Genomic DNA, 23,434 nt, shown 5'->3' on the forward strand with positions numbered 1-23,434 from the left:
ACGCAACAGATACTTTTAGTGCCAAACACTGAAAAAGGAAAGATCGCACAGGAAGTGCCACTCACCCTTACAGAAAAATTCAAGAATTGAACAACCATTAAAACAATACAACCCACACCGAAACAAACAGGGTATATTTTTAAAAACCAGCAACGAACCTTTTTAAGGGACTACAGCCAATCAACCGCAATAAACCAACCACTGCAATACAACCCATAAAATTTCAATCCATTAGAGAATAGACAACCAATATGAGTACAACACATGAAAATTCCCAAAAAAAGAATCGCAAACCCCATTACCGTTATCGCCATATTCGCAACACTGTCTGAAACTTCAGCAGCAGTGATATTACCTTTACTGGATAACAGAGAAAGGGAGATCTATATTTGGTTCTTGATAAGCTTTCCCTTTTATTTGCTTCTTCTTTTCTTTGCGACACTCAACTTCAATTATCGATCGTTGTACGCGCCTTCGGACTATGAAAAGGGCGAGCATTTCATAGAAGCCCTTGGTGAAATGGATAACCGGGAAAATGAGGCAACAGATGTTCCGCCTGCATCTCGCTCTCCCAACGCACAATCCCCTCCCGACGACATCGACTCGCGGCAAACCGCAGGCGAACAACGTATTCGACTGTCTCAGCCAGCAAATAGCCTGCAGATCATCGATGCACGTCAACTCAACAAGACAATCGAATTCAGTGCCTTGTCCCAGGCCATAAAAAAGCCACGGGAAAAACACTGTCAGGCAGTTTTATTTATCGCGGATACAGAATCGGAAAAATGCCTCAAGGAAGGCGCACTCAACCTTTTAAAGCAGACAAGAAAACGCAGCAACGCTACTTTTTATGTTGTTTACAATTTATGTTCAAAGAGAGTGACAGTTCTTGAATCTTGCCACTGACGTACACCACACGACGGTGATGAAAGCGGAGGGAGGTACCCGACAACGTGATATTGAGATTTCAGATAAAAAACAGCATCTGCAAATTTGTGGCCTCCTCGATGAGGAGGCCACAAATTCATTTCCGACTCAAAGGTCTCAGAACAGCTTGCGACCCTTGTTGGCTGCAATGCGCATACGCAGGGCGTTAAGCTTGATGAAGCCTGCCGCGTCGGCCTGGTTGTAGGCGCCGCCATCTTCTTCAAAGGTAGCAATGTTGGCGTCGAACAGCGACTCATCGGACTTGCGGCCGGTGACGATGACATTGCCCTTGTACAGTTTCAGACGCACGACACCGTTCACGTGGGCCTGGGACGCATCGATCATCTGTTGCAGCATCAGACGCTCAGGGCTCCACCAGTAACCGGTGTAGATGAGGCTGGCGTACTTAGGCATCAACTCGTCTTTGAGGTGAGCGACTTCGCGGTCCAGGGTGATCGACTCGATCGCACGGTGGGCGCGCAGCATGATGGTGCCGCCAGGGGTTTCGTAGCAGCCACGGGACTTCATGCCCACGTAACGGTTCTCGACGATGTCGAGACGACCGATACCGTGTTCACCACCAATACGGTTCAACGTCGCCAGAACGGTGGCCGGAGTCATTTCGACGCCGTCCAGCGCAACGATGTCGCCGTTGCGGTAGGTCAGTTCCAGGTACTGCGGCTTGTCAGGAGCCTTTTCCGGGGAAACGGTCCAGCGCCACATGTCTTCTTCGTGTTCGGTCCAGGTGTCTTCCAGCACGCCGCCTTCATAAGAGATGTGCAGGAGGTTGGCATCCATCGAGTACGGCGATTTCTTCTTGCCGTGACGCTCGATCGGGATCGCGTGTTTTTCCGCGTAGTCCATCAGCTTCTCGCGGGACAGAAGGTCCCACTCGCGCCACGGAGCAATCACTTTTACGCCTGGCTTCAAAGCATAGGCGCCCAGTTCGAAACGAACCTGGTCGTTGCCTTTACCGGTGGCGCCGTGGGAAATGGCGTCAGCGCCGGTTTCGTTGGCGATTTCAATCAGTCGCTTGGCGATCAGCGGACGCGCGATGGAAGTACCCAGCAGGTACTCGCCTTCGTAAACGGTGTTGGCGCGGAACATCGGGAACACGAAATCGCGCACGAACTCTTCGCGCAGGTCGTCGATGTAGATTTCTTTGACGCCCATGGCCTGAGCCTTGGCGCGTGCAGGTTCAACCTCTTCGCCCTGACCCAGGTCAGCGGTGAAGGTCACCACTTCACAGTTATAAGTATCCTGCAGCCACTTGAGGATCACCGAAGTGTCCAGGCCGCCGGAATACGCCAGAACGACCTTGTTTACGTCCGCCATGCCATCACTCCACGGGGTTCTACGGAAAGCCGAGAAGTCTACCGCTCATGCAGGATAATTTACAGTGGCGCGACAGCTTATGACGACGAAGCGACAGATTATGTCGAGAGCGCGACGATGACCGTAGAGTCAGGAAGTCGTTGAAGTGGCCGGTTTCACGGCTTGAGGTGCCACCTGCTCGGGTGGTGCCCCCCGTTCCAGACGTATGGTCACACGACGATTTCTCGAACGATTGGCGTTGTTGATATTGGGCGCCAACGGATAGGCTTCGCCGTGAAAGCGCAGGGTGATCTGCGATTCCTGGATCCCGTTGGCCTTGAAGAACTCCATCACAGCCAAGGCTCGACGTCGTGACAGGTCGCGATTGGTCAGGCGGTTACCGCTGTTGTCGGAATGGCCGTCAAGTTCGATATGGTTAACCGTCGGATCAGCCTTCATGTACTCCAGCATCACCCGGAGCTTGGCTTTCGCTGCCGCATCCAGATCGATACCGCCACCGGGGAAACCCACTTCGGATTGTTTGACCTGATCGAAATTCTGCGGCAACAATTTGGCCACACAGCTTTGGTAATCGGCGAATGCCTTGTTGAACCTGACCGGCAACAAGCGTACTTCCGATACCCGACCATCCGCCGAAGAATGCCGTACCACAGGGCTGCGACCGTCAATCAGGCCGCTGATCAGCCGTCCGGCCTGCGCTTGTGAACTGTTGAACAGCACGTTGCCGCTGCCGATTCGAACGGAGCCGAGATTGATGTCACCGCGCCCCGGTTGCCACGGCGCAGCCGCCGCCAACAGCGTGGCCGAGCCTCCACCCAGCATCGCGTTATAGGCATTCAGACGAAACGTCGCCTGCTCGCCAGCGCGTCGCACGAATTGCCCTGAGCCGAAATCGGTGATCGGCTGGGTCAAGCGGCACTCGAACTTGTCACCTTCGACCGTCCACTCAATGCTCTCCAGACGAGTCTGGAAAGTGAGCGCCATCGCGGGAAGGCTGGCAAACACACTGAGCAAGGCTAAATAACGCTGGCGCACGGGAGGCTCCACTGGCTTCTACAACAAAAAGACCGACACACAGATGTTTACGGCATACCTGTTGGATATCGGAAGCTTCCTGCAAAACTTGATAGCGAGTGCCTGCAAGTGTCTTTTCCGGTAGCATTCCCCTCAGTTTGACCCGCCTGGAATCCCCTCATGTCCGACCGCCTGACCCTGCTGCGTCCCGACGACTGGCACATTCATCTTCGCGATGGTGCCGTGTTGACCAATACCGTTGCGGATGTCGCGCGCACCTTTGGTCGCGCCATCATCATGCCCAACCTGGTCCCTCCGGTCCGCAATGCGGCTGAAGCCGACGGCTATCGCCAGCGGATTCTCGCTGCCCGCCCGGCCGGCAGCCCGTTCGAACCGCTGATGGTCCTGTACCTCACCGATCGCACCCAGCCTGAAGAAATTCGCGAGGCCAAGGCCAGCGGTTTCGTTCACGCCGCCAAGTTGTACCCGGCCGGCGCGACCACCAACTCGGACTCTGGCGTCACCAGTATCGACAAGATTTTCCCGGCACTGGAGGCCATGGCCGAAGTCGGAATGCCTTTGTTGATCCACGGTGAGGTCACCCGCGGCGATGTCGATGTCTTCGACCGCGAAAAAATCTTCATCGATGAGCACATGCGCCGTGTAGTCGAGCGTTTCCCGACGCTCAAAGTGGTGTTCGAACACATCACCACCGCTGACGCCGTGCAGTTCGTCAACTCGGCCTCGGCCAACGTTGGCGCGACCATCACCGCGCATCACCTGCTGTACAACCGCAACCACATGCTGGTGGGCGGGATCCGGCCGCATTTCTATTGCTTGCCGATCCTCAAGCGCAACACCCATCAGGAAGCCCTGCTCGACGCCGCCACCAGTGGCAGCGAGAAATTCTTCCTCGGTACCGACTCGGCGCCCCACGCCCAGCATGCCAAGGAAGCCGCCTGCGGTTGCGCCGGTTGCTACACCGCTTATGCAGCGATCGAGATGTACGCCGAAGCGTTCGAACAGCGTAATGCACTGGACAAGCTCGAAGCCTTCGCCAGCCTCAACGGCCCGCGTTTCTATGGCCTGCCGGCAAACACCGATCGCATCACCCTGGTCCGTGAAGAATGGACTGCCCCAACCAGCCTGCCGTTTGGCGAGCTGACCGTTATCCCGCTGCGCGCCGGTGAAAAACTGCGCTGGCGCCTGCTGGAGGAACACGCGTGAGTGAAGACCATTTCGACGACGAACAGGAAGGCCAAGGCGGTGGCGGTGGTTCCCGTCACCCGATGGCCGCACGGTTTCGTGGCTATCTGCCAGTTGTCGTCGACGTAGAAACCGGTGGTTTCAACTCGGCCACCGACGCCCTGCTGGAAATCGCCGCAACCACCATTGCCATGGATGAAAAGGGTTTTGTCTACCCGGATCACACCTACTTCTTCCGAGTCGAGCCTTTCGAAGGCGCGAACGTCGAAGCGGCAGCGCTGGAGTTCACCGGGATCAAGCTCGATCACCCTCTGCGCATGGCCGTGAGTGAAGAAACTGCCCTGGCCGATATCTTCCGCGGCGTGCGCAAGGCGCTCAAGGCCAATGGCTGCAAGCGGGCGATTCTGGTCGGCCACAACAGCAGCTTCGACCTGGGCTTCCTCAACGCTGCGGTCGCGCGCCTGGACATGAAACGCAACCCGTTTCATCCATTCTCCAGCTTCGACACCGCAACCCTCGCCGGTCTGGCCTACGGTCAAACTGTGCTGGCCAAGGCTTGTCAGGCGGCGGATATCGACTTCGATGGTCGCGAGGCTCACTCGGCTCGCTATGACACCGAGAAAACCGCCGAACTGTTCTGCGGCATCGTCAATCGCTGGAAACAAATGGGTGGCTGGGAAGATTTCGACGACTGATAGCTCGCCGCCCCCCCATAAAAAAACCGGCCTCTAAGGCCGGTTTTTTTTTTATCTGCTTTTTAAAGCTGGAGCCTGCGCCTTACAGTGCGGCAGCGTGCTCGGTCAGGTAAGCCGCAACGCCTTCTGGCGAAGCGTTCATGCCTTTGTCGCCTTTTTTCCAGTTGGCAGGGCAGACTTCGCCGTGCTCTTCGTGGAATTGCAGAGCGTCGACCAGACGCAGCAGCTCTTCCATGTTACGGCCCAGCGGCAGGTCGTTGATGATCTGCGAACGGACAACGCCTTTGTCGTCGATCAGGAAAGCGCCACGGAACGCTACGCCGTCAGCGGACTGAACGTCGTAGGCCTTCATGATTTCCTGCTTGATGTCGGCAGCCATGGTGTAACGGACTTCGCCGATACCGCCATTATTGACCGGAGTGTTGCGCCAGGCGTTGTGGGTGAAGTGCGAATCGATCGAAACCGCGACCACTTCAACGTTGCGTGCCTTGAACTCAGACATGCGGTTGTCCAGAGCGATCAGCTCCGACGGGCAAACGAAGGTGAAGTCCAGTGGGTAGAAGAACACCAGGCCGTATTTGCCTTTGATGGCCGACGACAGGGTGAAGCTGTCTACGATTTCGCCATTGCCGAGTACGGCCGGTACGGTGAAGTCAGGGGCTTGTTTGCCTACGAGTACGCTCATTGGATATCTCCTGGTGTAGAAACGTGAATAACAAGGTTTGCGCCAGCCTGCCACTCTCAGGCGACAGCCCTGTGACACAAATCCGTTGCGCAAAGACCGGCCATCATACACTGCGTGTTTGGCCTGTCCTCAACGGTTTTTCCTGCTGGCGTAAAATTGCAGGAGCAAAATCAGCGCCTGCGCAGTGAAGAAAAACCGTTCGTCAGCCCTGGAGAAATGTTGCCTCAAAGCACTTTGACAATCATTCTCGTTAACATTAAGATCCATCGCATTCGAGCATAAACAAGCGACGGTCTTCTCTTATGTATGTTTGCCTCTGCACTGGTGTCACCGACGGTAAAATCCGCGATGCGATCTATGAAGGATGCTGCAGCTACAAAGAAGTCCGTTTAGCCACAGGCGTTGCCAGTCAATGTGGCAAATGTGCCTGCCTGGCCAAGGAAGTGGTCCGTGAAACCCTGATGGAACTGCAAACCGCGCAAGCTGCGATTCCTTTTCCCGCAGAATTTACCGCCGCCTGAATATCCCATTTCAAAGAACCGGACTGATGTCCGGTTTTTTTATGCCTGAAAATCAACCAGTTAGATGCTAGACGCGGAACACAAACATTCTTATTCCGATTAATTTTCATATATTATTCAATAACTTAGGTTTGACACTCTTAGTTGTGCGGCTCAAACTCTGCCTTATAGACAGCTAATAAAGGGCAGGACCCCATCATGAAAGGCGACATTACAGTCATCCAGCATCTCAACAAGATCCTTGCCAATGAGCTGGTCGCGATCAACCAATACTTCCTGCATGCACGGATGTATGAGGATTGGGGTCTGAACAAACTCGGCAAACACGAGTATCACGAATCCATCGATGAGATGAAGCACGCGGACAAGCTGATCAAGCGCATCCTGTTCCTCGAGGGCCTGCCGAACGTGCAGGACCTGGGCAAGCTGCACATCGGCGAGCACACCAAGGAAATGCTTGAGTGCGACCTGCGTATCGAGAAAACCGGTCACGCCGATCTGAAAGCCGCCATCGCGCATTGCGAGAAAGTCGGCGACTTCGGTAGCCGTGAACTGCTTGAAGACATCCTTGAGTCCGAAGAAGAACATATCGACTGGCTGGAAACCCAACTGGGCCTGATCGACAAGATTGGTCTGGAGAACTATCTGCAATCGCAGATGGGCGAAGACGAGTAAGTTCGACGCGATTAATTGCGATGCAATAAAAAGCCCCGTTCTCTTTTGAAGAAGCGGGGCTTTTTTGTTCTTGCTCGTTGCAGGAGCTGAGCTTGCTCGCGATGATCGTTAACGATACCGCAACCCGTCAGGTAACCCGCGGTGGACTTGAATCCATCGCGAGCAAGCTTTGCTCCTACAAAGATACGAGATCAGGCTTCGCTTTTTGGAGCAGCAGCCTTGGCAGCTGCATCCTTGATCAGCGCCTGCAGCGAGCCGTCGGCGGACATCTCGGTCATGATGTCGCTACCGCCGACCAGCTCACCAGCAACCCACAGCTGCGGGAAGGTTGGCCAGTTGGCGTATTTTGGCAGGTTGGCGCGGATTTCCGGGTTCTGCAGGATGTCCACGTACGCAAACTTTTCGCCACATGCCATCACGGCCTGCGCGGCTTTAGCGGAGAAGCCGCACTGCGGGGCATTCGGCGAGCCTTTCATGTAAAGCAGAATGGTGTTGTTGGCAATCTGCTCTTTAATCGTTTCGATGATATCCATGGAGCACCTCGGCTGAACTTTCCGACTCATGGGTCGGCACGGTGGCGCATTGTAACGGAAAGCCGAGCGCCCTGCTCGGTCTCTCCGTCAGATACGATCAGGCCGCTGCCACGGTCACCGGGACGCCATTGAGCGCCGCATTTCCGGACAATTCATCGAGCTGACATTCGTCAGTCAGGTCGTTGGCACTGGAGCCCGGCTGGCCACTGGCAATCGTCATTTGCACGCCTGGGCGCGCATGGCCCCAACCGTGCGGAAGACTGACCACGCCTTTCATCATATCCAGACTGCCGAGCACCTCCACTTCAATTACCCCGACCCGTGAACTGACCCGCACACGCTGCCCGTCACTCAAGCCCCGACTGGCCAAATCATCGGGGTGCATCAGCAACTGATGGCGCGGCTTGCCCTTCACCAGACGATGATAGTTGTGCATCCACGAGTTATTGCTACGCACATGGCGACGGCCGATCATCAGCAGCTCATCGGCCGCCGGGGCCTGTAGTGTGCAAAAGCGCGCCAGATCGGCAAGGATCGCGGCAGGTGCGACCTGAATCCGTTGGTTGGCGGTTTTCAGACGCGACGCCAGGTTTGGCTTGAGCGCCCCCAGATCAACGCCATGGGGATGGTCGAACAATGTCGCCAAGGACAGTTTTTGCTCTGACGCATCGCCGTACAGGCCCATGCGCAGACCACGATCGATCATCTGCGCCGGAGCGATGGTGGGTTTGAGCTCCTTGCCGGTCTTCGCGGCGAATGCCTGGGCCAATCCGACGAAAATCTCCCAGTCATGCAGCGCACCTTCGGGTTTGGGCAGAATTGCACGATTGAACCGGCTGACATTGCGCACGGCGAACATGTTGAACGTGGTGTCGTAGTGATCGTTTTCCAGCGCCGAGGTGGACGGCAGGATCAGGTCGGCGTATCGCGTGGTTTCATTGATGTACAAGTCGACACTGACCATGAACTCCAGTCCATCCAGCGCTTGCTCCAGTTGTCGGCCATTGGGCGTCGACAACACTGGATTGCCCGCCACGGTAATCAGCGCACGGACCTGCCCTTCGCCCTCGGTCAATATTTCTTCGGCCAGCGCTGATACCGGCAGCTCCCCGGCGTACTCCGGACGCCCGGACACCCGGCTCTGCCACAGATTGAAATGCCCACCCGAAGTAGAGGCCACCAGGTCGATCGCCGGCTCGGTGCACAAGGCGCCGCCAACACGATCGAGATTACCGGTCACCAGGTTGATCAACTGCACCAGCCAGTGGCAAAGCGTGCCGAACGCCTGGGTCGAGACACCCATGCGACCGTAGCAAACCGCGCTTGGCGCAGCGGCAAAGTCCCGCGCCAGTTGGCGGATCTGCTCGGCTGGCACCGCGCAAAGCGGGCTCATGGCTTCGGCGGTGAATGTCGCGATTGCCTCGCGAACGTCATCCAGACCGTCAACAGGCAAGTGACTGTCGCGGACCAGTCCTTCAGCGAACAACGTATTGAGCAGGCCGAACAACAGCGCCGCGTCGCCGCCAGGACGCACGAACAGATGCTGGTCGGCGATCGCCGCCGTTTCACTGCGTCGAGGATCGACCACGACCACTTTGCCGCCTCTTGCTTGAATGGCTTTCAAGCGCTTTTCCACATCCGGCACGGTCATGATGCTGCCGTTGGAGGCCAGCGGATTACCCCCGAGGATCAGCATGAAGTCGGTGTGATCGATGTCTGGAATCGGCAGCAACAAACCGTGGCCGTACATCAAATGGCTGGTCAAATGATGGGGCAACTGGTCAACCGACGTTGCTGAAAACCGGTTACGGGTTTTCAGCAAGCCGAGAAAGTAATTGCTGTGGGTCATCAACCCATAATTGTGCACGCTGGGGTTGCCTTGATAGACCGCCACTGCGTTTTGTCCGTGACGTTCCTGGATTGCCGCCAGCCGCTCGGCGACAAGTTTGAAGGCGTCTTCCCACTCGATGGGCTGCCATTCGCTGCCCATCCGTCGCATCGGTTTATGCAGGCGATCGGGATCGTTCTGAATATCCTGCAGGGCGACAGCCTTGGGGCAAATATGCCCACGGCTGAACGTATCCAGAGGGTCACCCTTGATCGAGGTGATCTGCAGGTTGCCGGCGTCGGCCTCGGTGGTTTCGATGGTCAGGCCACAGATGGCTTCACACAGGTGGCAGGCACGGTGATGGAGAGTCTTGGTCATGGCCAGTCTCTGTCTTGTTCTGAGCGGGCAATGTCGGCCGCGGAAACAAAACTATGGCGCCTGCCCCGCAACCGCGCCAGCGACGTTCATCTTGTGAATCGGTGACCATCAGGCCAGCCGATGGCCGTTGTCGATCAGCTCGACGGCAGCCTCGGTGGAGCCTGCGACTGGATTTCCTGGATGGTTTCGATCTGCTCGTGGGCGACATGCACCCCGGTCAATTCGCCAATCAATCGCCAGTGATCGTCGAGCCCGGCACTGATGGTGGCCATGCGGTCGATCATCCGCCGACCAGCGTCGCGGGTAGTCTGATCGTTGCTGCGCAGCAGTTCGAAAGACATCGAAGTCATCGACGCGGTCAGGTGCGTCAGGGAGCGGGCTGTAAGGCCAAGCAATTCCATAAGTTGCTGTTCTTTCGATTCCATTGCGGTGGCTTCCTGCGTCGCTCGTGACTTATTTATAACCCAGCACTTTGCATTAGCAAATATTTCAGATCAGACGTACTGTTGCGAAATTCAGCGAATATCCAGGCGCAAACCGACCCACAATGCGTTATCCGCGCCCCGTTTGATTGCCAAGCCGCGCAGGCCCGGTGTACAAATGGCCCGCTGCTGTCAGGAAACAGGCTTCAAATGCGCGACTGCGGTCATCCCGTAGCCCCTCTGAAATCCCCTAAAAACCGTAGCCCTATTGGTAAGACGCGACATTTAATTATAAGATCGCGCCTTCCCCTATTTCGTCGCCCCGTGCGGCTTACGCCGCAGGTCTCGCCCGTTGTTCCGTCAAACAAGGCTTTGAGCATCTGCGGTTTGTAGCAAAAAGGTAGTCAATGATGAGCGCAAGGCACTTTCTCTCCCTGATGGATTGCACGCCCGAAGAGCTGGTCAGCGTGATCCGTCGAGGCGTTGAGCTCAAAGACCTGCGTAACCGCGGCGTACTGTTCGAGCCCCTGAAAAACCGCGTGCTCGGGATGATTTTCGAAAAGTCTTCGACCCGCACCCGCATTTCCTTCGAAGCCGGCATGATCCAGCTCGGTGGTCAGGCGATATTCCTGTCGCCCCGTGACACCCAACTGGGCCGCGGCGAACCGATCGGCGACTGCGCCATCGTCATGTCGAGCATGCTCGATGCGGTGATGATCCGCACCTTTGCCCACAGCAATCTGACCGAGTTCGCCGCCAACTCGCGCGTACCGGTGATCAACGGTCTGTCCGACGACCTGCATCCTTGTCAGTTGCTGGCCGACATGCAGACCTTCCTCGAACACCGCGGCTCGATCCAGGGCAAGACCGTGGCCTGGATCGGCGACGGCAACAATATGTGCAACAGCTATATAGAAGCGGCGATCCAGTTCGACTTCCAGTTGCGCGTTGCCTGCCCGGAAGGTTACGAGCCCAACCCCGAATTCGTGGCCAAGGCTGGGGACCGGGTGACCATCGTTCGCGATCCGCAAGACGCCGTACGCGGCGCCCACCTGGTGAGCACCGACGTCTGGACTTCGATGGGCCAGGAGGAAGAGACCGCCAAGCGCCTTCAGCTGTTCGCGCCCTACCAGGTCAACCGCGCACTGCTCGACCTGGCCGCGCCGGACGTGCTGTTCATGCATTGCCTGCCTGCGCACCGCGGCGAAGAAATCAGCGTCGACCTGCTCGACGACGCACGCTCGGTCGCCTGGGATCAAGCTGAAAACCGCTTGCATGCACAAAAGGCCCTGCTCGAGTTTCTCGTCGAGCCGGCGTATCACCACGCATGAGCCAGCCATTACTGCTCAACCTGCGCAACCTCGCCTGCGGTTATCAAGACCAGCGTGTGGTGCAAAACCTCAACCTGCATTTGAACGCCGGTGACATCGGTTGCCTGCTCGGTTCTTCAGGCTGCGGCAAGACCACCACCCTGCGCGCCATAGCCGGTTTCGAGCCGGTGCACGAAGGTGACATCCAGCTGGCAGGAGAAACCATCTCCAGCGCCGGTTTCACCCTCGCGCCGGAGAAGCGCCGGATTGGCATGGTGTTCCAGGACTACGCATTGTTTCCGCACCTGAGTGTGGCCGACAACATCGCCTTCGGCATTCGCAAGCATCCGCAAAAGGATCGCGTCACCGAAGAGTTGCTGGAGCTGGTCAACCTCAAGGGCCTCGGCAAGCGCTTCCCCCACGAACTCTCCGGTGGTCAGCAGCAACGCGTTGCCCTGGCCCGCGCCCTGGCGCCCGAGCCGCAGTTGCTGTTGCTCGACGAACCGTTCTCCAATCTCGATGGCGAACTGCGCCGCAAGCTCAGCCACGAAGTGCGCGACATTCTCAAGGCCCGTGGCACCAGCGCGATTCTGGTGACCCACGATCAGGAAGAAGCCTTCGCGGTCAGCGATCATGTGGGTGTTTTCAAGGAAGGACGGCTGGAGCAGTGGGATACGCCCTACAACCTCTATCACGAACCGCTGACGCCCTACGTGGCCAGCTTCATCGGCCAGGGGTACTTCATTCGTGGCCAACTCAGCAGCCCGGAGTCGGTGCAAACCGAGCTGGGCGAGTTGCGCGGTAACCGGGCCTATACCTGGCCGGTAGGCGGCGCAGTGGACGTACTGCTGCGTCCGGACGATATCGTTTATGCACCAGACAGCGCATTGAAGGTACGAATCGTCGGCAAGTCTTTCCAGGGCGCATCAACGCTCTATCGCCTGCAATTGCCGACCGGTACCCAGCTGGAGTCGATCTTCCCGAGCCATGTCGATCAACAGATCGGTGCCGAGGTGGGCATTCGTGTCTCTGCCGAACACCTGGTGCTATTCCAGGCGAGCGGCAGTATGGCGGCGCAGATTCCGACCGTTGAATCGGGTGTGCGGCGGTACAGCAGCGTTAGTTAATCAACACCTTCCCTGTAGGAGCGAGCCTGCTCGCGATGACGGTTTCACATTCAACAACAATGTTGGCTGATGTACCGCTATCGCGAGCAGGCTCGCTCCTACAACGGATTTGCATTAGCCCAGCATCAGCGTGCCGCTGGCCACCAGCGTTGCATTCCCGCCTATCTTCACCCGATCCCCTTCCAGCCGGCAGAACAACTCCCCGCCCCGCGCCGAGCACTGGTAAGCCGTCAAACCCGACTTGCCCAGACGTTTCGACCAATACGGAATCAGGCTGCAATGGGTCGATCCGGTCACCGGGTCTTCGTTGATGCCAATCGCCGGCGCGAAGTAGCGCGAGACGAAATCATGTTTGCTGCCCCGGGCCGTGACGATGGCGCCCAGCCACGGCAGTTTTGCCAATGCGGCCATGTCCGGTTTGCAATCGAGCACGGCCTGCTCAGACTCCAGCACCACGAACAATTCATTCGAGCCGAGCACGTCTACTGCTTCCACGCCGAGCGCACGCTCGACATCGAGGGTCACGCCCACTTCCGACGGGATGATCGTCGGAAAATCCAGCCACAAACGTCCACCCTCGCGACTGACGCTCAGTGGGCCTGACTTGCAGGTGAAGTCCAGGCGCTCGACCGGTTCCTTGTAGATCTCGAACAAAACATGGGCACTGGCCAACGTCGCGTGCCCGCACAGCGGGACTTCGGTGGACGGGGTAAACCAGCGGATGTGCCAGCCCAGCCCTTCTCGTACGACGAAAGCCGTTTCGGCAAGGTTGTGTTCGGCGGCGATCTTCTGCATCAACTCATCGGCGAGCCAGGCGTCCAGCCGATAGACCATTGCCGGGTTGCCGCTAAATGGTTGATCGCTGAACGCGTCGACCTGATGAAACTCGAGTTGCATAACCATCTCCCTGTGTCAGGTCGCCGAGCATGAGGTCGCCGAGAAAAACGCACCAGTGACAGAACAGCCCGATTTTCCCCATACAGCGACGTATCCAGCCCCTCAGGTGCGGCCGATGTCGGCGAACTTCGCCTGAGTATGTTCGGCCAGCACCGCCGGGGCCAATTCGACCTCCAGGCCACGCCGACCGGCACTGACGAAAATGCTCGCCAAGGGCTGGGCAGAATTGTCTATAAATGTGCGCAAGCGCTTCTTTTGCCCCAGCGGGCTGATCCCGCCCAGCAGATACCCCGTAGCGCGTTGCGCAGCTGCGGGGTCGGCCATTTCGACTTTTTTCACCCCGGCGGCGTGGGCCAGGTGTTTCAAATCCAGGCTGCCGCCAACTGGCACCACCGCCACCAGCAATTCACCCTTTTCACTGGCCGCCAGCAAAGTCTTGAACACTTGCGCCGGGTCCAGTCCAAGCTTCTCTGCAGCCTCCAATCCGTAAGACGCAGCTTTCGGATCATGTTCATAACTGTGCACCCGGTGTTCGGCGCGAACCTTTTTCAGCAAATCCAATGCGGGGGTCATGGCAGCTCCAGACTGGGAGACAGTAAAAAAATCTTGCGCGGAATTCTAGGACATTGATACGCAAAAGGCTCTATCCCGGTGCCGGTTGAACAGGCCACCAATCAGCACCTGTTGGGATCATTCACAGGATTAATAGTTTATTTATGACCAATGGTTCACTTTCGACCTTTGACAGCAGTGTTTCTTGTCTATATTTTTTCGTTTATGAAACTGTACGAAACGTCTTACCGCAGTGCCCAGCTGTAAACCGGGACAGGATGGGGATCCTGCCTTGGGGAAAAACGCGCTCTGACCATGATGGAATGAAAGCGCCAGACAAGAAAAAAAATGAGGTTTCAATGACTACCGCTTTACAACAACCGTCCCTCTCGAGCCAATGCATGGCCGAATTTTTAGGTACTGCGCTGCTGATCTTTTTTGGTACGGGTTGTGTTGCCGCGCTCAAGGTCGCGGGCGCCAGCTTCGGTTTGTGGGAAATCAGCATCATCTGGGGCGTCGGCGTGAGCATGGCCATCTACTTGACCGCCGGGGTTTCCGGCGCACATCTCAATCCAGCCGTCAGCATTGCACTGAGCATTTTTGCCGATTTCGAAAAGCGTAAACTGCCGTTCTATATCTTTGCCCAGATCGCTGGCGCCTTTTGCGGTGCCCTGTCGGTGTACACGCTGTACAGCAACCTTTTCTTCGATTTCGAACAAACTCACCATATGGTTCGCGGCACCCAAGCCAGCCTTGAACTGGCATCGGTGTTTTCCACGTTTCCCAACCCCAGCCTGACCACGGCGCAAGCGTTCCTGGTGGAAGTGATCATCACCGCCATCCTGATGGGCGTGATCATGTCGCTGACCGACGATAACAATGGCCTGCCCAATGGCCCGCTGGCGCCGATCCTGATTGGCTTGCTGATCGCGGTCATTGGCAGTTCGATGGGGCCGCTGACCGGTTTCGCGATGAACCCTGCGCGCGACTTCGGCCCCAAACTGATGACTTTCTTCACGGGGTGGGGGGATATTTCCTTCACCGGCGGTCGCGATATTCCGTATTTCCTGATTCCGATATTTGCACCGATCGTCGGTGCCTGCCTGGGTGCAGCCGCTTATCGCGGCTTGATCGCCCGCCATCTACCGAGCACCGAGCCCGCAATGAAGGAAGCAACACCGGCCATTGACGGCAAACCGAGAATTTCTTGATACCGTTGGCGCATGATCCTGCCGAACAGATCGCGCGCCAGAACTCGCTCCCATATTTCGTCCAAGGCAATCGACATGACCGACACTCAGAATAAGAACTACATCATTGCCCTCGATCAGGGTACGACCAGCTCCCGCGCGATCATTTTCGACCGCGACGCCAACGTGGTCTGCACCGCCCAGCGGGAGTTCGCACAGCACTACCCGCAAGCCGGCTGGGTCGAACATGACCCGATGGAGATCTTTGCCACGCAAAGCGCGGTGATGGTCGAGGCGCTGGCGCAAGCCGGCCTGCATCACGATCAGGTCGCGGCCATCGGTATCACCAACCAGCGTGAAACCACGGTGGTCTGGGACAAGAACACCGGGCGTCCGATCTACAACGCCATTGTCTGGCAGTGCCGACGCAGCACCGAAATCTGCCAGCAGCTCAAGCGCGATGGCCATGAGCAATACATCAGCGACACCACGGGCCTGGTCACCGACCCGTACTTTTCCGGCACCAAGCTCAAATGGATTCTCGACAACGTCGAAGGCAGCCGTGAGCGCGCGCGCAACGGTGAATTGCTGTTCGGAACCGTCGACAGCTGGCTGATCTGGAAATTTACCGGCGGCAAAGTGCATGTCACCGACTACACCAACGCCTCGCGCACCATGCTCTTCAACATCCACACCCTGGAGTGGGATACGAAGATGCTGGAGGTGCTGGATATCCCCCGGGAAATGCTGCCGCAAGTGAAGTCGTCATCGGAAATCTACGGCCAGACCAAAAGCGGCATCGCCATCGGCGGTATCGCCGGCGATCAGCAAGCGGCGTTGTTCGGCCAGATGTGTGTCGAGGCCGGTCAGGCCAAAAACACCTACGGCACCGGCTGCTTCCTGTTAATGAACACCGGCGACAAAGCCGTGAAATCCAACCACGGCATGCTCACCACCATCGCCTGCGGCCCGCGCGGCGAAGTGGCCTATGCGCTGGAAGGCGCGGTGTTCAACGGCGGCTCCACCGTGCAATGGCTGCGTGACGAGTTGAAGATCATCAACGACGCCCACGACACTGAATACTTCGCCAACAAGGTCAAGGACAGCAACGGCGTGTACCTGGTGCCGGCCTTTACCGGTCTTGGCGCTCCCTACTGGGACCCGTATGCCCGTGGCGCGCTGTTCGGCCTGACCCGCGGTGTACGCGTGGATCACATCATCCGTGCCGCACTGGAGTCGATCGCCTACCAGACCCGCGACGTGCTCGATGCCATGCAGCAGGATGCCGGCGAACGTCTCAAAGCCTTGCGCGTGGACGGTGGTGCGGTGGCGAACAATTTCCTCATGCAGTTCCAGGCCGACATTCTCGGTACTCAGGTCGAGCGCCCGCAAATGCGTGAAACCACGGCGCTGGGTGCCGCTTACCTGGCCGGCCTGGCGTGTGGCTTCTGGGGTAGCCTGGAAGAGTTGCGCGGCAAGGCTGTGATCGAGCGCAAGTTCGAACCGACCCTGGACGAAGCGGCGAAGGAAAAGCTTTACGCCGGCTGGAAAAAAGCGGTCAGCCGCACTCGCGATTGGGCCTCTGAAGACGAAGCTGAATAAGCCAACCAGCAGACTCGCATCTGTATGTAACTGGCAGGGAGCGGATTCCTGCGGCATCATGGGCAAATTTTGCACGGCAGCCCAAAGGACGCCCCATGAATCTGCCTCCCCGTCAGCAGCAAATCCTCGAACTGGTTCGCGAACGCGGCTACGTCAGTATCGAGGAAATGGCCACGCTGTTCGTTGTTACTCCGCAAACCATCCGCCGCGATATCAATCAACTCGCGGAAGCCAATTTGCTGCGTCGTTATCACGGCGGCGCGGCTTACGACTCCAGTGTCGAAAACACCGCTTACGCCATGCGTGCCGATCAGATGCGCGATGAAAAGCAGCGTATCGGCGAAGCCATTGCCGCACAGATCCCGGATCACGCGTCGCTGTTCATCAACATCGGCACGACGACCGAATCCATCGCCCGCGCCCTGCTCAATCACAACCATCTGAAGATCATCACCAACAACCTGCATGTGGCCTCGATGCTCAGTGCCAAGGACGACTTCGACGTGCTGCTGACCGGCGGCAACGTGCGGCGTGACGGTGGCGTGGTGGGTCAGGCCAGTGTCGATTTCATCAACCAGTTCAAGGTCGACTTCGCCCTGGTCGGGATCAGCGGCATCGATGAAGACGGCAGTTTGCTGGATTTCGATTATCAGGAAGTGCGGGTGTCCCAGGCGATCATCGCCAATGCCCGACAAGTGATCCTCGCCGCCGACTCCAGCAAATTCGGGCGCAACGCCATGATTCGCCTGGGGCCGATCAGCCTGGTCGATTGCCTGGTGACCGATCAGCAGCCTTCCCCGGCGCTGGCGCAGTTGTTGAGCCAGCACAAGGTTAGATTGGAAGTCGTTTAAGTACCCCCCTCCCCTGTGGCGAGGGAGCTTGCTCCCGTTGGGCTTCGAAGCAGCCCTTCCACCATTCAATCGAGCTCACTCAGAATCATCGGATCAGCCGTCAATGCGACGGCTTCGCCGCCGAGCGGGAGCAAGCTTCCTCGCCACAAAAGCCCTCCGCTAACGCTTCAATGTTCGTAAATTTTCCTTTCACCGTCCTTCGATGAGTATTTTCAATCGAAGCTGACTGGCTGTGCGCATCTTTATGGGCTAGTATTTTCGCAAATGAACATTTATGTTCGTAATCAAATACAGAAAATCAAAAACACCCGAGGCCTTAGCCGATGCCCACTTCCACCTTGCCTACGCCCCCTCTTGCCGAGGTCTACGATATCGCCGTCATTGGTGGCGGGATCAATGGTGTAGGGATCGCAGCGGACGCCGCAGGCCGCGGTCTGTCAGTGTTCCTTTGCGAAAAGGATGACTTGGCCAGCCACACATCGTCAGCCAGCAGCAAGCTGATCCATGGCGGCCTGCGCTACCTCGAACATTACGAATTTCGTCTGGTGCGCGAAGCATTGGCCGAGCGCGAAGTGCTGCTGGCCAAGGCGCCGCACATCGTCAAGCAAATGCGCTTCGTGTTGCCGCACCGCCCTCATCTGCGTCCAGCCTGGATGATCCGCGCCGGGCTGTTTCTGTATGACAACCTCGGTAAACGCGAACAACTCCAGGGCTCGAAAAGCCTGAAGTTTGCTGCGGACAGCGCACTGAAAAGCGAAATCACCAAAGGCTTCGAGTATTCCGACTGCTGGGTCGACGATGCGCGTCTGGTGGTGCTCAATGCCATGGAAGCCCGGGAAAAAGGTGCCCACGTTCATACTCAGACCCGTTGCGTCAGCGCTCGTCGCACCAAGGGGCTGTGGCACCTGCACCTGGAACGCGCCGACGGCAGCCTGTTTTCGATTCGTGCCAAGGCACTGGTGAACGCGGCCGGCCCCTGGGTCGCCAAGTTCATTCGTGATGACCTGAAAATGGAATCGCCGTACGGCATCCGTCTGATCCAGGGCAGCCACCTGATCGTGCCGAAGCTGTACGAAGGCGAACATGCGCACATTCTGCAAAACGAAGACCAGCGCATCGTGTTCACCATTCCGTACCTGAACCACTTCACCCTGATCGGCACCACCGACCGCGAGTACACCGGCGACCCTGCCGCGGTTGCAATCACCGATGGCGAAACCGATTACCTGTTGAACGTGGTCAACGCCCACTTCAAAAAACAGATCAGCCGGGACGATATCCTGCACAGTTATTCCGGCGTGCGTCCGCTGTGCAACGACGAATCGGACAACCCGTCGGCGGTGACTCGTGATTACACCCTCGCCCTGTCGGGCTCCGGCGAAGAAGCCCCGTTGCTGTCGGTATTCGGCGGCAAGCTGACCACGTACCGCAAACTGGCCGAGTCGGCATTGGCGCAATTGACACCGTACTTCTCGCACATCAAACCGAGCTGGACCGCCGATTCGCCCCTGCCAGGCGGCGAAGACATGACGACCCCGCAGGCGTTGAGCTCGAAAATTCGTGACCGGTTCGACTGGGTTCCGACCGAAATCTCGCGTCGCTGGGCCACCACCTACGGCAGCCGGACCTGGCGCATGCTCGAAGGGGTGCAGGACCTTGGCGATCTGGGCGAACACATCGGCGGGGGTCTCTATACCCGCGAAGTTGACTACCTGTGCAGCGAAGAATGGGCCACCACCGCCCATGACATTCTGTGGCGCCGCAGCAAGCTAGGCCTGTTCACCACGCCGGAGGAACAGGACAAGCTCAAGGACTACCTGAACAAGGTCGAGCAAAACCGCAGCAAGATCGAAGCGGCCTGATTGGTTTCCCGATCAAACGAAAGCCCCTGAATCTCACGATTCAGGGGCTTTTTTCGTAACGGCGCAATCATTCACGCAGATCAGATTCATGAATGGGTTGATCACGATGAGTAGCCCGTTGGTACTGCGCCGGCCAGATGGCCTTGCGTCCCCCGAGATCGTCGTCCGCATGCAGCGGCCAGTACGGGTCGCGCAACAACTCACGGGCCAGGAAAATGATATCCGCCTGACAGGTGCGCAGAATGTGTTCGGCCTGTGCCGGCTCGGTAATCATGCCGACAGTGCCGGTGGCGATTTCCGCTTCCTTGCGGACCTTTTCCGCGAAGCGAGTCTGATAACCAGGGCCGGTCGGAATTTCCGCGTTGACCGCCGTGCCACCCGACGAAACATCGATCAAATCGACCCCCAGGGTTTTCAGGCGTCGCGCCAGCTCGACGGTTTCATCCGGGTTCCAGCCATCCTCGACCCAGTCCGTGGCCGAGACCCGGACAAACAGCGGCAGCTCTTGCGGCCACACCGCGCGCACGGCTTCGGTGACTTGCAACACCAGGCGAATGCGGTTTTCGAACGAGCCGCCCCATTGATCGCGCCGCTGATTACTCAGCGGAGAGAGAAATTGATGCAACAGATAACCATGGGCCGCATGCACTTCCACCACCTTGAAACCGGCGGCCAACGCGCGCTTGGCGGAATCGACGAAGGCCTGAATCACATCGGCGATTTCACCATCGTCAAGCTGTTTGGGTTGCGTGTGCTGAGGATCAAAAGCAATGGGCGACGGCCCGACCGGCAACCAGCCACCGTCTTCAGGTTTTACGCTGCCATGTTTGCCGAGCCAAGGGCGCCAGGTGCTGGCCTTGCGACCGGCATGGGCCAACTGGATACCCGCAACACCACCCTGGGCGGCAATGAAGCGAGTGATGCGTTGCAGCGGCTCGATCTGCTCATCGTTCCACAGACCAAGGTCCTGTGCGGTAATCCGCCCGTCGGCCGTGACCGCCGTGGCTTCGGTAAACACCAGCCCGGCCCCGCCGATGGCACGGCTGCCGAGGTGGACCAGGTGCCAATCATTGGCCAGACCATCGACGCTCGAATACTGGCACATTGGCGACACCGCAATGCGGTTGAGCAGGGTCAATTGGCGAAGGGTATAGGGTTCAAGCAGCAGACTCATGGGGCACCTCTCGAATCAGTGGTCAGGCTCCAGGGTTCTGTTTGAAAGTCGACGAGTGACAGGAAAAAGGTACAACACCCGCCCCCGCGGGCAAAAGAATTCGACAAGACGTCACAAGGAAAATCAAGCAGTGCTTAGAGCCTAGTCGACATCGAGGGATGAGGGAGGGTTCAGAAAGGTTGCGAGTCAGAAAGATCGCTTTCGCGGGCAAACCTCGCGCCTACAGATTTCGGTAATCCGTAGGAGCGAGGCTTGCCCGCGAAGGGGTCAACGCGGTTCTATGTGGGCAATCATCAACTGAACCGTCTCGTTTCCACGAAACTCGTTGACGTCGAGTTTGTAAGCCAATTCGACCCACTTGATGGTCGGATTCGGCCAGACGTCGCGGTCGATGCCAAAGGCAATGCCGTCGAGCTTGACCGAACCACACTCGCTCCTCAGTACCACTTTGAGGTGCCGTTCGCCAACCACGCGCTGCTCCACCAGTTGAAACACCCCGTGAAACAGCGGCTCAGGAAAGTGCTGTCCCCAAGGCCCGGCATGGCGCAGTGCCCGGGCAAGCTCCAGGTGAAACTCCTCGACCGCCAGGGTGCCGTCCGACAGCAGGCGCCCGGTCAGGTCTTCTTCACGCAATTGCCGGCGGACTTCAGCGTCAAACGCCTCGGCGAACAACGGAAAGTTGTCTTGCGCCAGCGTAAGGCCCGCCGCCATCGCATGACCGCCGTACTTGGTAATCAGGTTCGGATGCTGCGCCGCGACCACACTCAGTGCATCGCGGATGTGAAAGCCCTGCACCGAACGTCCCGAGCCCTTGAGCAGACCATCGCCAGCATCGGCAAAAGCGATGGTCGGACGGAAATAGCGTTCTTTCATGCGCGACGCGAGGATACCGATGACGCCCTGGTGCCACTCAGGATCGAACAGGCACAAACCGAACGGCATCGATTCCAGCGGCAGGTCCTTGAGCTGGGCCAGCGCTTCACGCTGCATGCCCTGTTCGATGGATTTGCGGTCCTGGTTCATGCCGTCCAGTTGGGCAGCCATTTCACGGGCCAGGCCGGCGTCTTCGGTCAGCAGGCATTCGATGCCCAGACTCATGTCATCCAGACGACCTGCCGCGTTCAGGCGCGGACCGACAATAAAGCCCAGGTCGGTCGAGGTAATGCGCGCATGATCACGCTTGGCCACTTCCAGGATCGCCTTGACGCCCGGCCGGGCACGGCCTGCGCGAATCCGCTCGAGGCCCTGATGCACCAGAATCCGGTTGTTGGCATCCAGCGGTACGACGTCGGCAACACTGCCCAGCGCCACCAGATCCAGCAATTCGCCAATGTTCGGTTGCGGCTTGTCCGTGTACCAGCCGAGTTCGCGCAACCGCGCGCGCAAAGCCATCAGGACATAAAAAATCACCCCGACACCGGCCAGCGCCTTGCTTGGGAATTCGCATCCCGGCTGGTTCGGATTGACGATGGCATCGGCCAACGGCAATTCCTCGCCGGGCAAATGGTGATCGGTGACCAGCACGTTGAGCCCGGCCTTCTTCGCCGCCGCCACGCCATCGACACTGGAGATGCCGTTGTCCACCGTGATCAACAAATGCGGCTGGCGCTCCAGTGCCACCGCGACGATTTCCGGCGTCAGGCCGTAGCCGTAGTCGAATCGATTGGGCACCAGATAATCGACATGCGCCGCACCCAGCAAACGCAGGCCCAAAGTGCCCACGGTACTGGCCGTCGCGCCATCGGCGTCAAAGTCGCCGACGATCAGGATCCGCTGACGTTGCTCGAGGGCGACTACCAACAGATCCACCGCCGCCTCGATACCCTTGAGCTTCTGGAACGGGATCAATCGCGCCAGGCTCTTGTCCAGTTCGGCTTCGGATTGCACACCCCGCGCCGCATACAGGCGGGTCAGCAAAGGTGGAATATCACCGAGGAAGGGCAAGGTGTCGGGCAACAGGCGAGGTTCGATACGCATGGGGTGACAGGTGCTTCTCTTGAATGTGGGATATCTGGGGAATGGCGCAGCCTCAGCCGCGTTCGCCCAGCAGCCAGGTCAGCTGGACTTCGTGTTGACCGCGATCGTCGGTTACGAAAATCGTCCCTTCACTGATCATTACGTCCCACTTGATGACGCGGGGCATGTCTTTGGCCAAGGTTTCCAGCACTTCTTGAGGCACGGCCGCGATGTTGACGTTTTTCAGGTTTTTCACCGCCGGCACCACTTTGCCTTCCCAGACGCGCAGGCTACCGTAAGCCAGCAGACTGGTGCGCTCGGTGCGACGCGAACACCAGATCAGGCGCTCGGCATCCGGCTGGCCGACTTCGATCCAGTGCAGGACGCGGTCATCCAGACTTTTTTCCCACAAGGCCGGTTCATCCACTTCTGACAGACCACGGCCAAAAGACAGTTGCTCGTTGTACCAGAGTGCGTAGGCCAGCAGGCGCACAGTCATGCGCTCTTCGGTTTCCGAAGGATGCCGGGCGATGGTCTGCTTGACGCTCTCGTAGACGCTACGGTCGAGGTCGGTGAGGTTCAGTTCAAACTTGTAGGTCGTGGACGGCTGGGCCATGAACGGGCTTCTTGATACGGGGAAAGGCGGCAAGTCTAACCGATGCGACCACCATTGAACGAATAGAAGCCGATCTAC

General features: G+C 57.9%; 22 protein-coding genes. 11 read left to right on the forward strand and 11 right to left on the reverse strand.

Annotated elements, in window-relative coordinates; all coding sequences use genetic code 11:
• Window positions 1-264 precede the first annotated feature (264 nt).
• On the forward strand, window positions 265-906 hold the full coding sequence (locus D8U73_RS23815) for a hypothetical protein (protein WP_056853599.1): 642 nt from the start codon (window positions 265-267) through the stop codon (window positions 904-906).
• Window positions 907-1,044: 138 nt separating this feature from the next.
• Here D8U73_RS23815 and D8U73_RS23820 read toward each other — a convergent pair whose 3' ends face one another.
• Together D8U73_RS23820 and D8U73_RS23825 are read right to left on the reverse strand one after the other, a co-directional pair.
• Entirely contained in the window at window positions 1,045-2,262 is a 1,218-nt protein-coding gene (locus D8U73_RS23820; RefSeq protein WP_020799894.1) for an argininosuccinate synthase, read from the reverse strand.
• Between the two features lie 129 nt (window positions 2,263-2,391).
• The gene (locus D8U73_RS23825) at window positions 2,392-3,297 is read right to left on the reverse strand and encodes an OmpA family protein (RefSeq protein WP_056853600.1); all 906 of its coding nucleotides are present in this window, start codon (window positions 3,295-3,297) and stop codon (window positions 2,392-2,394) included.
• 159 nt (window positions 3,298-3,456) lie between these two features.
• Here D8U73_RS23825 and pyrC point away from each other — a divergent pair, with 159 nt between their 5' ends.
• Window positions 3,457-4,503: a dihydroorotase gene (gene pyrC, locus D8U73_RS23830; protein WP_020799892.1), complete on the forward strand. Its 1,047-nt coding sequence runs from the start codon at window positions 3,457-3,459 to the stop codon at window positions 4,501-4,503.
• Window positions 4,500-5,177 (forward strand): ribonuclease T, encoded by a 678-nt coding sequence (gene rnt / locus D8U73_RS23835; protein ID WP_130905944.1) that lies wholly within the window; start codon window positions 4,500-4,502, stop codon window positions 5,175-5,177. Before pyrC ends, rnt begins: the two co-directional genes overlap by 4 nt.
• An 82-nt stretch (window positions 5,178-5,259) precedes the next feature.
• On the opposite strand, the gene D8U73_RS23840 is transcribed toward rnt, so the two are convergent.
• Window positions 5,260-5,862, reverse strand: coding sequence for a peroxiredoxin C (locus D8U73_RS23840; RefSeq protein ID WP_007971324.1), 603 nt, complete (start codon window positions 5,860-5,862; stop codon window positions 5,260-5,262).
• Between the two features lie 302 nt (window positions 5,863-6,164).
• Between D8U73_RS23840 and D8U73_RS23845 the strand changes: the two genes are divergently transcribed.
• Together D8U73_RS23845 and bfr are read left to right on the forward strand one after the other, a co-directional pair.
• On the forward strand, window positions 6,165-6,383 hold the full coding sequence (locus D8U73_RS23845) for a bacterioferritin-associated ferredoxin (RefSeq protein ID WP_056853602.1): 219 nt from the start codon (window positions 6,165-6,167) through the stop codon (window positions 6,381-6,383).
• A 198-nt stretch (window positions 6,384-6,581) separates the two neighbouring features.
• Window positions 6,582-7,058 (forward strand): bacterioferritin, encoded by a 477-nt coding sequence (gene bfr / locus D8U73_RS23850; protein ID WP_056853603.1) that lies wholly within the window; start codon window positions 6,582-6,584, stop codon window positions 7,056-7,058.
• Window positions 7,059-7,249: 191 nt separating this feature from the next.
• Here bfr and grxD read toward each other — a convergent pair whose 3' ends face one another.
• From grxD to D8U73_RS23865, 3 genes are all read right to left on the reverse strand, one after another.
• The gene (grxD, locus tag D8U73_RS23855) at window positions 7,250-7,591 is read right to left on the reverse strand and encodes a Grx4 family monothiol glutaredoxin (protein WP_056853604.1); all 342 of its coding nucleotides are present in this window, start codon (window positions 7,589-7,591) and stop codon (window positions 7,250-7,252) included.
• A 97-nt stretch (window positions 7,592-7,688) separates the two neighbouring features.
• Window positions 7,689-9,797, reverse strand: a complete 2,109-nt coding sequence (locus tag D8U73_RS23860; RefSeq protein WP_130905945.1) for a molybdopterin oxidoreductase family protein — start codon at window positions 9,795-9,797, stop codon at window positions 7,689-7,691.
• 134 nt (window positions 9,798-9,931) lie between these two features.
• Window positions 9,932-10,222 (reverse strand): hypothetical protein, encoded by a 291-nt coding sequence (locus D8U73_RS23865; RefSeq protein WP_056853606.1) that lies wholly within the window; start codon window positions 10,220-10,222, stop codon window positions 9,932-9,934.
• Between the two features lie 407 nt (window positions 10,223-10,629).
• On the opposite strand from D8U73_RS23865, the gene argF reads away from it, so the two are divergent.
• On the forward strand, window positions 10,630-11,550 hold the full coding sequence (gene argF / locus D8U73_RS23870; RefSeq protein WP_056853607.1) for an ornithine carbamoyltransferase: 921 nt from the start codon (window positions 10,630-10,632) through the stop codon (window positions 11,548-11,550).
• Entirely contained in the window at window positions 11,547-12,656 is a 1,110-nt protein-coding gene (locus D8U73_RS23875; protein ID WP_056853608.1) for an ABC transporter ATP-binding protein, read from the forward strand. Before argF ends, D8U73_RS23875 begins: the two co-directional genes overlap by 4 nt.
• Window positions 12,657-12,770: 114 nt before the next feature.
• Here the strand turns inward: D8U73_RS23875 and D8U73_RS23880 are convergent, their stop codons facing one another.
• Window positions 12,771-13,553 carry a PhzF family phenazine biosynthesis protein gene (locus D8U73_RS23880; RefSeq protein WP_056853609.1) on the reverse strand — a complete coding sequence of 261 codons (783 nt, stop codon included), beginning with the start codon at window positions 13,551-13,553 and terminating at the stop codon, window positions 12,771-12,773.
• A gap of 102 nt (window positions 13,554-13,655) precedes the next feature.
• Window positions 13,656-14,126, reverse strand: coding sequence for a Cys-tRNA(Pro) deacylase (ybaK, locus tag D8U73_RS23885; protein ID WP_056853610.1), 471 nt, complete (start codon window positions 14,124-14,126; stop codon window positions 13,656-13,658).
• Between the two features lie 338 nt (window positions 14,127-14,464).
• On the opposite strand from ybaK, the gene D8U73_RS23890 reads away from it, so the two are divergent.
• From D8U73_RS23890 to glpD, 4 genes are all read left to right on the forward strand, one after another.
• Window positions 14,465-15,316 (forward strand): MIP/aquaporin family protein, encoded by an 852-nt coding sequence (locus D8U73_RS23890; protein ID WP_130905955.1) that lies wholly within the window; start codon window positions 14,465-14,467, stop codon window positions 15,314-15,316.
• 75 nt (window positions 15,317-15,391) lie between these two features.
• Window positions 15,392-16,897 (forward strand): glycerol kinase GlpK, encoded by a 1,506-nt coding sequence (gene glpK, locus D8U73_RS23895; RefSeq protein WP_056853612.1) that lies wholly within the window; start codon window positions 15,392-15,394, stop codon window positions 16,895-16,897.
• A gap of 95 nt (window positions 16,898-16,992) precedes the next feature.
• Complete coding sequence (locus tag D8U73_RS23900; RefSeq protein ID WP_056853613.1) at window positions 16,993-17,748, forward strand: DeoR/GlpR family transcriptional regulator; 756 nt, start codon at window positions 16,993-16,995, stop codon at window positions 17,746-17,748.
• Between the two features lie 323 nt (window positions 17,749-18,071).
• Window positions 18,072-19,610 (forward strand): glycerol-3-phosphate dehydrogenase, encoded by a 1,539-nt coding sequence (gene glpD, locus D8U73_RS23905; RefSeq protein WP_130905946.1) that lies wholly within the window; start codon window positions 18,072-18,074, stop codon window positions 19,608-19,610.
• A gap of 67 nt (window positions 19,611-19,677) precedes the next feature.
• Here glpD and D8U73_RS23910 read toward each other — a convergent pair whose 3' ends face one another.
• The 3 genes from D8U73_RS23910 to D8U73_RS23920 all read right to left on the reverse strand — a co-directional run bounded on the left by D8U73_RS23910 (window position 19,678) and on the right by D8U73_RS23920 (window position 23,356).
• Entirely contained in the window at window positions 19,678-20,784 is a 1,107-nt protein-coding gene (locus tag D8U73_RS23910) for an NADH:flavin oxidoreductase/NADH oxidase (protein ID WP_130905947.1), read from the reverse strand.
• Window positions 20,785-21,051: 267 nt separating this feature from the next.
• Window positions 21,052-22,761, reverse strand: a complete 1,710-nt coding sequence (gene recJ, locus D8U73_RS23915) for a single-stranded-DNA-specific exonuclease RecJ (protein ID WP_130905948.1) — start codon at window positions 22,759-22,761, stop codon at window positions 21,052-21,054.
• A 52-nt stretch (window positions 22,762-22,813) separates the two neighbouring features.
• On the reverse strand, window positions 22,814-23,356 hold the full coding sequence (locus D8U73_RS23920; RefSeq protein WP_130905949.1) for a YaeQ family protein: 543 nt from the start codon (window positions 23,354-23,356) through the stop codon (window positions 22,814-22,816).
• Window positions 23,357-23,434 lie beyond the last annotated feature (78 nt).

The organism is Pseudomonas sp. Sample_22 (assembly GCF_004307635.1).
In the GTDB taxonomy this organism is placed as follows: Bacteria; Pseudomonadota; Gammaproteobacteria; order Pseudomonadales; family Pseudomonadaceae; genus Aquipseudomonas.

Coding starts and splice junctions, on each gene's coding strand:
- D8U73_RS23815 (WP_056853599.1), top strand. CDS start 265: ATGAAAATTCCCAAAAAAAGAATCGCAAACCCCATTACCGTTATCGCC.
- D8U73_RS23820 (WP_020799894.1), bottom strand. CDS start 2,262: ATGGCGGACGTAAACAAGGTCGTTCTGGCGTATTCCGGCGGCCTGGAC.
- pyrC (WP_020799892.1), top strand. CDS start 3,457: ATGTCCGACCGCCTGACCCTGCTGCGTCCCGACGACTGGCACATTCAT.
- D8U73_RS23840 (WP_007971324.1), bottom strand. CDS start 5,862: ATGAGCGTACTCGTAGGCAAACAAGCCCCTGACTTCACCGTACCGGCC.
- D8U73_RS23845 (WP_056853602.1), top strand. CDS start 6,165: ATGTATGTTTGCCTCTGCACTGGTGTCACCGACGGTAAAATCCGCGAT.
- bfr (WP_056853603.1), top strand. CDS start 6,582: ATGAAAGGCGACATTACAGTCATCCAGCATCTCAACAAGATCCTTGCC.
- grxD (WP_056853604.1), bottom strand. CDS start 7,591: ATGGATATCATCGAAACGATTAAAGAGCAGATTGCCAACAACACCATT.
- D8U73_RS23860 (WP_130905945.1), bottom strand. CDS start 9,797: ATGACCAAGACTCTCCATCACCGTGCCTGCCACCTGTGTGAAGCCATC.
- D8U73_RS23865 (WP_056853606.1), bottom strand. CDS start 10,222: ATGGAATCGAAAGAACAGCAACTTATGGAATTGCTTGGCCTTACAGCC.
- argF (WP_056853607.1), top strand. CDS start 10,630: ATGAGCGCAAGGCACTTTCTCTCCCTGATGGATTGCACGCCCGAAGAG.
- D8U73_RS23875 (WP_056853608.1), top strand. CDS start 11,547: ATGAGCCAGCCATTACTGCTCAACCTGCGCAACCTCGCCTGCGGTTAT.
- D8U73_RS23880 (WP_056853609.1), bottom strand. CDS start 13,553: ATGCAACTCGAGTTTCATCAGGTCGACGCGTTCAGCGATCAACCATTT.
- ybaK (WP_056853610.1), bottom strand. CDS start 14,126: ATGACCCCCGCATTGGATTTGCTGAAAAAGGTTCGCGCCGAACACCGG.
- D8U73_RS23890 (WP_130905955.1), top strand. CDS start 14,465: ATGACTACCGCTTTACAACAACCGTCCCTCTCGAGCCAATGCATGGCC.
- glpK (WP_056853612.1), top strand. CDS start 15,392: ATGACCGACACTCAGAATAAGAACTACATCATTGCCCTCGATCAGGGT.
- D8U73_RS23900 (WP_056853613.1), top strand. CDS start 16,993: ATGAATCTGCCTCCCCGTCAGCAGCAAATCCTCGAACTGGTTCGCGAA.
- glpD (WP_130905946.1), top strand. CDS start 18,072: ATGCCCACTTCCACCTTGCCTACGCCCCCTCTTGCCGAGGTCTACGAT.
- D8U73_RS23910 (WP_130905947.1), bottom strand. CDS start 20,784: ATGAGTCTGCTGCTTGAACCCTATACCCTTCGCCAATTGACCCTGCTC.
- recJ (WP_130905948.1), bottom strand. CDS start 22,761: ATGCGTATCGAACCTCGCCTGTTGCCCGACACCTTGCCCTTCCTCGGT.
- D8U73_RS23920 (WP_130905949.1), bottom strand. CDS start 23,356: ATGGCCCAGCCGTCCACGACCTACAAGTTTGAACTGAACCTCACCGAC.